The 11,166-nt window shown below is 42.3% G+C and carries 12 protein-coding genes; all 12 read right to left on the bottom strand.

Translation table 11 applies throughout. From position 1 onward, the window contains the following. Nucleotides 1-184: 184 nt before the first annotated feature. A complete protein-coding gene (sigF, locus tag WB217_RS07790; protein ID WP_335428072.1) occupies nt 185-943 on the bottom strand; it encodes an RNA polymerase sporulation sigma factor SigF in 759 nt (252 codons plus the stop codon). A gap of 13 nt (nt 944-956) precedes the next feature. Beyond that, entirely contained in the window at nt 957-1,397 is a 441-nt protein-coding gene (spoIIAB, locus tag WB217_RS07785) for an anti-sigma F factor (protein ID WP_423992210.1), read from the bottom strand. A 3-nt stretch (nt 1,398-1,400) separates the two neighbouring features. Beyond that, complete coding sequence (gene spoIIAA, locus WB217_RS07780; protein ID WP_335428069.1) at nt 1,401-1,751, bottom strand: anti-sigma F factor antagonist; 351 nt, start codon at nt 1,749-1,751, stop codon at nt 1,401-1,403. 302 nt (nt 1,752-2,053) lie between these two features. After that, complete coding sequence (locus WB217_RS07775) at nt 2,054-3,226, bottom strand: D-alanyl-D-alanine carboxypeptidase family protein (protein ID WP_423992212.1); 1,173 nt, start codon at nt 3,224-3,226, stop codon at nt 2,054-2,056. Between the two features lie 123 nt (nt 3,227-3,349). Continuing rightward, nucleotides 3,350-4,654, bottom strand: a complete 1,305-nt coding sequence (locus WB217_RS07770) for a pyrimidine-nucleoside phosphorylase (RefSeq protein WP_423992207.1) — start codon at nt 4,652-4,654, stop codon at nt 3,350-3,352. A 47-nt stretch (nt 4,655-4,701) separates the two neighbouring features. Beyond that, complete coding sequence (locus tag WB217_RS07765; protein ID WP_423992205.1) at nt 4,702-5,520, bottom strand: purine-nucleoside phosphorylase; 819 nt, start codon at nt 5,518-5,520, stop codon at nt 4,702-4,704. A gap of 12 nt (nt 5,521-5,532) precedes the next feature. Then, nucleotides 5,533-6,714, bottom strand: coding sequence for a phosphopentomutase (gene deoB / locus WB217_RS07760; protein WP_423992203.1), 1,182 nt, complete (start codon nt 6,712-6,714; stop codon nt 5,533-5,535). Nucleotides 6,715-6,905: 191 nt separating this feature from the next. Further along, nucleotides 6,906-7,799 carry a site-specific tyrosine recombinase XerD gene (gene xerD / locus WB217_RS07755; protein ID WP_423992201.1) on the bottom strand — a complete coding sequence of 298 codons (894 nt, stop codon included), beginning with the start codon at nt 7,797-7,799 and terminating at the stop codon, nt 6,906-6,908. A 5-nt stretch (nt 7,800-7,804) separates the two neighbouring features. Next, nucleotides 7,805-8,032, bottom strand: coding sequence for a YqzK family protein (locus tag WB217_RS07750; protein ID WP_207499877.1), 228 nt, complete (start codon nt 8,030-8,032; stop codon nt 7,805-7,807). Nucleotides 8,033-8,325: 293 nt separating this feature from the next. Further along, nucleotides 8,326-8,784 (bottom strand): Fur family transcriptional regulator, encoded by a 459-nt coding sequence (locus tag WB217_RS07745; RefSeq protein WP_207499878.1) that lies wholly within the window; start codon nt 8,782-8,784, stop codon nt 8,326-8,328. Nucleotides 8,785-8,898: 114 nt separating this feature from the next. After that, the gene (gene spoIIM / locus WB217_RS07740; RefSeq protein ID WP_423992198.1) at nt 8,899-9,540 is read right to left on the bottom strand and encodes a stage II sporulation protein M; all 642 of its coding nucleotides are present in this window, start codon (nt 9,538-9,540) and stop codon (nt 8,899-8,901) included. Nucleotides 9,541-9,950: 410 nt separating this feature from the next. Next, the gene (locus WB217_RS07735; protein WP_423992196.1) at nt 9,951-11,117 is read right to left on the bottom strand and encodes an endonuclease Q family protein; all 1,167 of its coding nucleotides are present in this window, start codon (nt 11,115-11,117) and stop codon (nt 9,951-9,953) included. Nucleotides 11,118-11,166: the final 49 nt, after the last annotated feature.

The raw sequence follows: 11,166 nt of genomic DNA, 5'->3' as shown, positions 1-11,166 counted from the left end.
CCGGGCAAACACCGCCCGGTCCTTTTTTGGTTTCGTTGTTAAACCGTGGCTGTTGATGTCCACTCCAGGCAGTCGCTTTCCGCAGGAGTCGATGCCTTCCTTTCCAATCAACAGAGAGCAAAAATTACTATTAGGCTTATAAACAGCCCCAGCTTTTAGTATATGTAAAAAAGCCGTACGGATATTAAATATCCATACGGCCCTTCATTTGCTGAAGTATTTTCTTTTCAAGTCGCGAGACCTGCACCTGGGAAATTCCTAGCCTCAATGCTACCTCCGACTGAGTCTGGTCTTTATAATATCTCAGATACACAATCAGCTTTTCCCTTTCATCAAGTTCATTGATCGCTTCCTTCAAAGCGATTTTATCGAACCATCGTCCCTCTTCTCCATTATCAATCTGGTCAAGCAGGGTGATTGGATCTCCATCGTTCTCATAAACTGTTTCATGTATGGAAGCAGGTGTGCGGCTGGCTTCCTGTGCCATGATTACTTCTTCAGGAGAAAGCTGGAGATACTCCGCAACTTCATTGACAGTTGGTACCCTGCCAAAATTTTTCGAAAGCTCATCTTTCGCTTTCCTGATTTTATTACCGGTTTCTTTCAATGACCTGCTCACTTTTACAGTGCCATCATCCCTGATGAAGCGCTGTATTTCTCCAATGATCATTGGAACCGCGTAGGTTGAAAATTTCACATCATACGACAAGTCAAATTTATCAACTGATTTCAAAAGTCCGATGCTGCCAATCTGGAAAAGATCGTCCGGTTCATACCCTCTGTTGAGGAAGCGCTGGACGACAGACCATACAAGCCGCATGTTTTTTTGGACAATCAAATCCCTGGCGGCCTGGTCTCCCTGCTGGCTTCTCAAAATCAGTTCTTTGACTTCATGGTCCTTAAGATACGTTTGGCTATTATCGTTTTTTACCTCCACATCCATAGGCAGAACTCCCTTAATTGCACAGCGCTTTGCTCTTTGACAGGTGCTTTTTCAAACGAATCTCTGTCCCAAAGCCGGGCTCTGATCTCACTTGTACTTCGTCCATGAAATTTTCCATAATCGTGAAGCCCATCCCTGATCTCTCCAGTTCAGGTTTAGACGTGTATAGAGGCTGCATGGCCTCATCGATATCAGATATGCCAATACCTTCATCCTTAATCAGCATTTCAACAGTACCATCCTGCAATAAAACAGAGATGTACACCATTCCATGGGCATCATTTTCATAACCATGGATAATCGAGTTCGTAACCGCTTCAGAAACAACCGTCTTGATTTCAGTCAGCTCATCAAGAGTGGGATCCAACTGCGCAATGAAAGCAGCAACGGTTACCCTCGCAAAAGATTCATTTTGGCTTAACGCGCTAAATTGAAGATTCATCTCATTCTTCATGGATCAAGCAACCCCCAATCTCTCTAATGCATATTCTTCAGTCGGTTCAAGACGGATAATCTTAAATAAACCCGACATGTCAAATAACCTTTTGATTGGCGGTGAGATCGCACAAACGACCATTTCTCCATGGAGCTGTTTAATTTGCTTATATCTTCCTAGAACTACACCAAGGCCAGAACTATCCATAAAGGAAAGGTGCTCAAGGTTTAAGACAATGTGGCGGACATTTTCACTCTCAAGGGCTTTTGTTGCCTGCTCGCGAAGCTGGTCTGCTGTATGGTGGTCCAACTCACCGCTAATTCGAATACATAAGACGTCATGCTTCACTTCCATATCAATGTTAAGACTCACTATCCAAGCCTCCTTATCTGGTATAGTGAGTCAAATTCTCTATTTCCCAAGGCAATTCCTTCTTAAGAACAAAACTAGTGCGAATTCGCTAAAACTAGATGTAATGACAGAGCATTCGACAACTCTATCTTGCTTATGATTAGGAAAGTATGTTCCATCATCTTAAGGCAGTTACATTTCTACAACTGGTGATATATTCCTCATCCAACTAGTGATATCTCATTCATAGATTGAATTATTGCATTCAACAAGTAAATAATCGCTGTCAAATAGTTATATGGCTTACAGCTGGTGAAAAACCATTATTTTTGGCTTCCAGCGCGGGTAAACATTCCAAACGAACGTTTATATAACGTCCACCAATTCGCTTTTTCTACTTTTGTATCCGCAACAAGCTGTGTTTCGGCCAATACTTTCCCATTTTTCACAAGCTTCAGCGTGCCTACCTTGTCTCCTTTTTCAACTGGTGCTTTTAAGGACTTATTTAGGGTGATTTTTTGTTTTACATCTTTGATGTCTTCCCCTTTTTTCGTTAAAAGTGAGACACTTTCAGATGTTACGGCATTTACCATTTGCTTATCACCTTTGCTGATTGCTGCTTTGCCAAGTGGATGACCTTTTTTGAACATAGGATGTGTCTGGTACTGGCTAAATGCATAATCCAGCATCTTCGTCACCTGTGCATTCCTTGCTTTGGAAGTAGGAGCTCCAAACACTACTGCGATTGCGCGCATACCTTCCTTTTGAGCAGTGGCTGTAAGACAATATTTCGCTTCATTTGTAAATCCAGTTTTCAAACCATCGACGCCGGGATAAAAACGAACTAGCTTATTCGTATTGACAAGCCAGAACTTTTTGTCTGAATCCTCACGCAGGTAATCTTCGTATGTTCCAGTGAATTTTGTTATTTTCTCATATTTCAATAGTTCTTTTGCCATCATGGCCATATCATAGGCAGAGCTGTAATGGCCATCTACAGGCAGTCCTGTCGTATTTTTAAAAACTGTATTCTTAAGACCTAATTCCTTTAATTTATCATTCATCATTTTTACAAAAGCTTCTTCTGAGCCGCCTATACGTTCGGCCATCGCAACAGCTGCATCATTGCCAGACCCAATCGCAATTCCTTTCAGCATCTGCTCAACGGTCATTTCTTCTCCTGGTTCAAGGAAGATTTGGGAACCACCCATTGAGGCGGCATACTCGCTTGTACGAACCTTCTCATCCATTTTCAGCCTGCCCTCATCGAGAGCCTCCATAATTAAAAGCATGGTCATAATTTTCGTCATGCTTGCAGGCGGAAGCTTTTCAAGGCTGTTTTTTTCAAATAACACTTCTCCAGTGTCTCGCTCAATCAAAATTGCCGAGCTGGCTTCGTTTGCAAGGCCTGGATCCCCTTCATTGGCATATCCTTTTGGTACTATAAAAGCAGTGCTCAAAATACTTACAAGCAGTAAACTGACTAACTTTTTCAGATTCATGGACATAACCCTCCTATCTTTATAGGGTCTATTTTTTCCAATGAATCCATTTTTATACAAATGAAGAATATAAAAAAAAGAAGTGAAGGAGAAACTCCTTCACTTCTTTGGTTAAAATTATTCTGTGATCTCTTCATGTACCAAAATTGGTGCATCTACATGCTCACTTGAAACCTTGATATTTTCATACAGCATTTCTTTTACTTCGCTAATATCTTCAAAATTGCTGTAAATTGTAAGCAGCGACTCGCCTTGTTCTACCTTGTCGCCGATTTTTTTGCGAAGCATCAGTCCTACAGCCAAATCAATCTCTGATTCTTTTGTCGCTCTTCCTGCTCCAAGAAGCATTGCCGCTGTTCCAACTTCATCAGCTACGATTTCCGCTACATAACCAGCTTCTTTTGCTTCAAGTTCGAAAGTATATTTTGCTTGTGGAAGCCTGCTAGGATCATCGACTACCGAAGCGTCGCCGCCCTGCGAGCTCAAAAACACCTTAAATGCTTCAAGTGCTGAGCCGTTTTTGATTACTTCTTCAAGCATGCTGCGAGCCTCACCAAGAGAGTTTGCCTTTCCCGCAAGGAATACCATATGGCTTCCGAGAGTCAAGCATAGTTCCGTTAAGTCTTCAGGACCTTCACCCTTCAGTGTATCGATCGCTTCTTTTACTTCGAGCGCATTTCCAATTGCGTATCCAAGCGGTTGGCTCATGTCAGAAATGACTGCCATCGTCCTGCGTCCGACATTGTTACCGATTCTGACCATCGCTTTGGCTAATTCGCGGGAATCATCGAGTGTCTTCATGAATGCGCCTGCGCCAGTTTTAACATCCAACACGATAGCGTCTGCACCTGCAGCAATTTTCTTGCTCATGATCGAGCTTGCAATCAAAGGAATGCTGTCAACTGTTGCCGTTACATCACGCAATGAATAAAGCTTTTTATCAGCTGGGGTTAAGTTACCGCTTTGGCCGATTACAGCAATCTTATTTTTATTTACCAGACGGATGAATTCGTCATTGTCGATTTCAACGTGGAAGCCTTCCACTGCTTCGAGTTTATCGATTGTTCCGCCAGTATGTCCAAGACCTCGTCCTGACATTTTAGCGACTGGAACACCAAGAGCAGCAACCAATGGTCCTAATACAAGTGTCGTTGTATCGCCAACGCCGCCAGTTGAATGCTTATCAACCTTAACTCCTTCAATCTGGGACAGATCGATTTGGTCTCCTGATGCAACCATCGCCATAGTCAAGTCTGCGCGTTCTTTTTCAGTCATACCTTTGAAAAAAATCGCCATAGTAAGAGCACTTACCTGATAATCAGGAATCGTGCCTGCAGTGTAGCCATCAATGAAAAATTGGATTTCTTCCGTTGATAATTCATGTCCGTCACGTTTCTTCTCTATCACGTCAACCATTCTCATCATTATCACCACTTATTAATATTTAGCCGGGCAGCAGCTATTCGTTTTTACCCAATTGCTTTAACAATCTCATTTACTAATGTGAGGAAGCTGGATTTTACTTTTTCAGTTGTTTCAATAACTTCATCATGGCTTAACGGCTGGTCAAGAATGCCTGCTGCCATATTCGAAATACATGAGATTCCAAGTACTTCTAAACCAGAATGCCTTGCGACAATTACTTCCGGTACTGTTGACATACCGACTGCATCTCCGCCTAACGTACGTGCCAATCTTACTTCAGCAGGCGTTTCATAAACCGGTCCTGGATTTCCCACATACACGCCCTCTTTAATAGTAATATTGCAGCGTCCAGCAACCTCTTTTGCGATACCTCTTAAATTCTTCGAATAAGCTTCGCTCATGTCAGGGAAACGCACGCCAAAGCGTGAATCATTAGGCCCAATCAAAGGATTGGTCCCCATATTATTGATATGGTCAGTGATGATCATCAAATCGCCAGGTGTAAAGCTTTCATTCACTCCGCCTGCAGCGTTAGTAACAATTAGCTTCTCAATCCCTAACTCTTTCATAACGCGTACTGGAAAAGTTACTTTGTCCATGCTGTAACCTTCGTAAAAATGGAAACGGCCTTGCATAGCAATAACTTCCACGCCGCTAAGCTGTCCGCATACTAGCTGGCCAGCATGGCCTTCAACAGTCGATACAGGGAATCCTGGAATTTCGTTATAAGGGATCTTGACCGAATTTTGGATATCGTCTGCAAGAACTCCAAGTCCAGAACCAAGGATCAGCCCGATTTTCGGCTGTTGTTGTAGCTTGTTATTAATGAATGATGCTGCTGTTTGAATTTGATTGTAATCCATGAATTCCACTCCTTATTTCAGTTCCTTAAGGAAGCTAGTGCCATGTTCAGGCATTTGCACCTCGAAGTTTTCCGCAACTGTTGCTCCGATATCAGCAAAGGTTTTGCGGACTGGCAATTCTTTACCTTCAGCCATTCCCTTAGAATACACTAGGAGCGGCACGTATTCCCTTGTGTGGTCCGTTCCATAATGAACTGGGTCATTCCCATGGTCTGCAGTTATGATGAGCAAATCATCGTCTTTTAACTTAGAAAATACTTCATTAAGACGTGCATCATACTCTTCCAGTGCTTTTCCGTACCCTTCTGGATCACGGCGGTGACCGAATAAAGCATCAAAGTCAACAAGATTCAAGAAGCTCAAACCTGTGAAGTCCTGATCCAAGGTCTGGAGCAATTTATCCATTCCATCCATATTCGACACTGTGCGAAGTGATTCAGTCACCCCTTCACCGTCATAAATGTCAGAGATCTTACCTATGGCCAGTACATCCAGGCCAGCATCCTTCATTTCATTCATCACTGTTCTGCCAAATGGCTTTAGCGCATAGTCATGGCGGTTGGACGTCCGCTTGAAGTTCCCTGGCTCGCCAAGGAATGGACGTGCGATTACTCTTCCAACCATATATTTTTCATCCAGGGTCAGTTCCCTGGCAATTTTGCAAATCTCATATTGTTCTTCGATTGGCACAATTTCTTCATGAGCAGCAATTTGCAATACAGAATCCGCAGAAGTGTAAACAATCAAAGCACCAGTTTTCATATGCTCTTCGCCAAGCTCATCAAGAATTTCAGTACCGCTGGCAGGCTTATTACCAATGATTTTTCGTCCTGAACGTGATTCTAACTCTGAGATCAGCTCATCAGGGAATCCATCAGGGAACACCTGGAACGGCGTCTGAATGTTAAGGCCCATGATTTCCCAATGTCCTGTCATCGTATCCTTGCCGTTTGATGCCTCTTCCATCTTTGTATAAAATGCCAAAGGTTTCTGCGCAGGCTGAATCCCTTTAATTTCCTCAATATTGCTAAGACCGAGTTGGCCCATGTTCGGCATGTTCAATCCGTTCATTCGTTCAGCGATATGACCCAAAGTATGCGATCCTTTATCTCCGAACTTTTCTGCATCTGGTGCCTCTCCAATTCCCACAGAATCCATGACAATCAAAAACACCCGCTTATATGTATGCGACATTTTTTCTCCTCCTTAGAGTTTGAATGCGTTTCCATCTTATTTACAATTTTATGTTACCCTTTTTAGGTTAGGATAATCTAATGCGTTTTCATTTGTCAGAAGTCTGACATCTTCATTTTACTAAAAATAACTAAAAACACAAGTAAAAAAACTGGCTTTTTGGCCAGCTTTTTGACAATTCTATGAAACTATTAAGCTCTTGGGTGAAACTTGGTATAAACATCCTTTAATCTTGTCTTGGTTACATGTGTATAAATTTGTGTAGTCGAAATATCAGCATGTCCAAGCATTTCCTGGACAGCCCTCAGGTCTGCACCATTTTCAAGTAAATGCGTAGCGAAAGAATGGCGCATTGTATGTGGAGTCAGTTCCTTTTCGATTCCAGCTTCCATGGCCAGACGCTTTAAAATTTTCCAGAATCCTTGTCTCGTCAACCCTTTGCCATGATGATTCAAAAACAAAGAGTCATCTCGCTGTTTTTTGGATATAAGCTTTGGTCTGCCTTTTTCTAGATACTGTTCTATTGCATCTGATGCTGTTTTGCCGATTGGGATAATCCGCTCCTTGCTTCCTTTTCCCATACAGCGGACAAAACCCATTGTTAAATGGACATCAGCAATTTTAAGGCCGATTAATTCACTGACCCGGATACCTGTTGCATATAGCATTTCTAGCATGGCTTTATCGCGATAGCCAAAGTGATCAGTCAGCTTTGGACTTTCTAGCAGGGTTTCTACCTCTTCCATACTGAGAACCTTTGGCAGAGAGCGCTCATGCTGCGGACTCTCTATATGAACGGTGGGATCATGGTCCACCGCTTTCTCCCTCAGCAGAAAATGATGAAAAGCCCGAATAGAAGCTATATGCCTGGCGAGTGTTTTTGAAGATTTGCCTGTGTCTTTTAGGTGGCTAAGGAAGTGGACGATCTGCGGGCGCTGGACCGAGTTCAAATCTTCCAGCTGCTCTACATTTTTTAAATAAGTGATATAACTATTCAAATCTCGCTTATAGGAAACAATGGTATTTTTAGCAAGTCCTTTTTCAACTACTAAAAAGTGGATAAAGTCATCGAGCCTGTCTTCCATGTTTATTACTCCCCATTCAGATAAAACAGTAACAGCCTTTCGAGCATGCCGCCATCATTTTGGTCGGATGCTCCCGAAACTTTAATGGCTGCTCCTTCCGGTGCATCATACCGGTGGTAACTCTCATACTCTTCATTAATCCACATGATACCATAATAGAATAGGATTGTGCATCCAGTGAACAATATAAACACTTTCAAAGTGTGCGCAATTAGCCCAAACCAGGATTTCATATTTATTGCCCCCGTAATTGGTTTAATATGATAAGCTACCGTTTTTTCAGCCGGTCATACTTATTCTTATTAATCTTTATGCCAATTTGGACAAGAAATATACCTGCGAGCTTTTTTAAAAGTAAGTTATGTTAAATTAGACTGTTGATTTCCGCTCCAGACACTCGCTTTCCGTGGGGCATCAGGTGAGCCCGCAGGATTTGAGGACTCCGCTCCAATCAACAGGTGCTAAAATCAAACACAGCCAAAAGCAAATAAAAAACCTTCTCTCTAAGTGAGAAAAGGTTATTAGATCATTCAGTTTCAGCCGTTTCTTTTTCCTGGCATCGGTAACAAATGCCGTGGAATGTCAGGCGGTGGTCTTTTATTTTAAAATTCCAGTCTCTTTCAACGATTTCTTCCACGTCTTCTAGAAGATCGTCCTGGATTTCATCAACTGCACCGCATTCTATGCAGACAAGGTGGTGATGAAAATGGGCAGCGCCTTCCTGGCGGAGATCGTAACGGGACACACCGTCCCCGAAGTTGATTTTATCGACAATTTTCAATTCAGTTAGTAATTCAAGCGTGCGGTATACCGTAGCCAATCCGATTTCAGGAGACTTTTCTTTTACAAGCAAATACACATCTTCCGCACTTAAGTGATCTTCTTCATGTTCAAGTAAAACGCGTACGGTTGCCTCGCGCTGCGGCGTTAATTTATAGCTGGACGAATGCAGCTGTTTCTTGATTCTATCAATTCTAGTTTCCATTTCGTTACTCTCACTCCCCCGCCACTGTCCTTTTATTATATCAGAAGGGTATTGAGAATCAAAATAAAATTATTACAAATAAGAAACCAGAGTTATTATCACCTGAAAATAAGTTTAATTAACTGAATTTATTACCGCTTTTAAAAGTACTGGCGATAAATAAGCTTCCACCGCAGCGGCTGCAACAAGAAATGCAATTGCAGCTACAAAGGAGAATATATAACGAAAAAATTGTGGCATGATTGGCTGATTGATTTTTTTCATGAATTGGTTGCGGATCATTTTTAACGAAAAAGTTACTGCCATTGCTGCAGTAATAATAAATACAGGAATTATGATGAAATTTTGTGGCAGGATGGACACAAAGGATAACAAAAAGCCATCCCAGCCCATCTGGTTAACAAGGAAACCAACAGTAAATCCTACAACCATGCCCTTCATGAACAATAGAATTAATATAACAGGAAGACCAATGATGGAAACACCTAAAATCCAGATGAGTCCAATGAATTTCCCGTTATGTAAAAAGCTTTGCAGAAATAAATCCCTGCCATCAGCAACCTTCCCTGTTGCTGCCTGTCCAAAAAATTGTGATAAATAATAGAACAAATCCTCTTTTTGAGTGAAGCTGAGACTGTTCACAATTACTGCCCCGAAAATGACTCCCATTAAAAACAGGACAATAACAAAAAGATAGATTGAGGAATATTCTCGGAAATGGTTTGCTGCGACGTCCTGGTACTTTCTCTTCTTCATCACTCTTCCTCCTGCATATTGGTTAATACAATCATATGCCCGGACTTGATATCTATGACTATGAGTGATGAATTTTTGAACTAGTTTAGTAATGATAGTTTTGGTTTATATACTCACTTTCTTTCAAAAATGCGATGTTAAAATTGTCTGTTGATTTCCGCGCCAGGCACTCGCTTTCCGCGGGGAAGAATTATGAAAAAGCTCAAGTGCCAGCTTTTTCATGAACAAATTCTTCCTAGGGCGTCAGGTGAGCCTCCTTGTCGCTTTGCGCCTGCGGGGTCTCATCTTGGCCGCTAGTCAAGCAGGAGTCGAGTGCCCTCCGCTCCAATTAAACAGGTGCAAAAAATTAGCATATGAAATTTAACACACATTCAAAAAATAAATCCGGAAAATGAATTTCCGGATTTTATCTATCTATCTGCTATCTTTCCGTACTTGCCACCGCCGCCTGCATGGAATGCTAACTGGCCAGTGCGTGCTTTATCGATGATCGCCGCAGTCTTTTCTGGGATGACTACTTTTAGAGATTCAAAAGGTACTGAATGAAGGATTGCCATCTCCGTGCCAAAATGGTCGAGAAGTTTTTCAAGCATTTTCGGTCCCAGCCCGGGGATGAATTCCAAAGGCACCTGATGTATGTACAGCGGCCTGTATCCTTTGAATACTTCCTCCGACTTTAATTCGGCAATCCTGTCTGCAACACCCTTCACCTTTTTAATCGATCCGCATTGGCAGCAAGCTTCCTCATATGAATGGGTGTGGGTGAAACACTCGGCGCATACCGTGCGATGGTATTTCCCCAGCTGTGGGTCGAGACCATAATTGGCCTTTATGCGTCTGCCTCCTTCATGCTTCAGCGCCAGTTGGAGCTCACGAAATGAAGGCTGGTCCATTTCGATTTTCTGATATTCCCTCGCAATTTTCGCGAGAGAATGGGCATCTGAATTGGTCACAAAGGAATACTTGTGAAGCTCTGAAAGCTGATCCGCCATCATGGTGTCAGCGCTTAAGCCAAGTTCGATTCCATCTATCATATCCGGGTCGAAAACTTCAGAAAGAGATTGTTTTACTCCCTTGCCATAAAGGCTTTTAAAAGGAGTAAATACATGGGCAGGGATGAAAATCCCACCAAGGGATTTCACCTTTTTTTGCAGTTCCCTGCCTGAAATATAAACTCTCTGTGAGCTTAAATGAATATTTTTCAAGTGCAGTGAAAGCCATTCTGAAAAACTTCGCATTGTTTCAAGATACGGAAAGTAACATAAAACATGAATCGGACCCTGTGTATCCTCATCATTAATTTCCAATTCCGAACCTGGGATAATGCTCATCCCTCCGTACATTAACCCGCCATCAGGATGCTCTATCAATTCTCCAGCCGCCAGCAATTCTTCCATTTCACCCAGAACCTCAGGCGAGTGGCTGTCAATGATGCCAATCATATTGAGGCCTTTATGATCCCGCGCATGTCTGATGATATTACTGAATGTGAGGGACTTTGCTCCTGTAATTTTTACCGCTCTGCCTGATTTCGTTCTCCCGATATGGATATGGAGATCGACAAAGTAATCGCGCATCTATTTACCCAACGCTTCTTGCAGCTGCAAATATTGGACTGCATAAGCC

Origin of the sequence: Mesobacillus sp. (genome assembly GCF_049588175.1) — a bacterium.
In the GTDB taxonomy this organism is placed as follows: Bacteria; Bacillota; Bacilli; order Bacillales; family Cytobacillaceae; genus Mesobacillus.
Note: the sequence above shows the minus strand (reverse complement) of the source record. Positions and strands in the feature narration are given on the sequence as shown.

What these genes read in the sequence shown, in the direction of transcription:
- sigF (WP_335428072.1), bottom strand. Translation starts at nt 943, where the DNA reads ATGGATGTGGAGGTAAAAAACGATAATAGCCAAACGTATCTTAAGGAC.
- spoIIAB (WP_423992210.1), bottom strand. Translation starts at nt 1,397, where the DNA reads ATGAAGAATGAGATGAATCTTCAATTTAGCGCGTTAAGCCAAAATGAA.
- WB217_RS07770 (WP_423992207.1), bottom strand. Translation starts at nt 4,654, where the DNA reads ATGAGAATGGTTGACGTGATAGAGAAGAAACGTGACGGACATGAATTA.
- WB217_RS07765 (WP_423992205.1), bottom strand. Translation starts at nt 5,520, where the DNA reads ATGGATTACAATCAAATTCAAACAGCAGCATCATTCATTAATAACAAG.
- deoB (WP_423992203.1), bottom strand. Translation starts at nt 6,714, where the DNA reads ATGTCGCATACATATAAGCGGGTGTTTTTGATTGTCATGGATTCTGTG.
- xerD (WP_423992201.1), bottom strand. Translation starts at nt 7,799, where the DNA reads ATGGAAGACAGGCTCGATGACTTTATCCACTTTTTAGTAGTTGAAAAA.
- WB217_RS07750 (WP_207499877.1), bottom strand. Translation starts at nt 8,032, where the DNA reads ATGAAATCCTGGTTTGGGCTAATTGCGCACACTTTGAAAGTGTTTATA.
- WB217_RS07745 (WP_207499878.1), bottom strand. Translation starts at nt 8,784, where the DNA reads ATGGAAACTAGAATTGATAGAATCAAGAAACAGCTGCATTCGTCCAGC.
- spoIIM (WP_423992198.1), bottom strand. Translation starts at nt 9,540, where the DNA reads ATGAAGAAGAGAAAGTACCAGGACGTCGCAGCAAACCATTTCCGAGAA.
- WB217_RS07735 (WP_423992196.1), bottom strand. Translation starts at nt 11,117, where the DNA reads ATGCGCGATTACTTTGTCGATCTCCATATCCATATCGGGAGAACGAAA.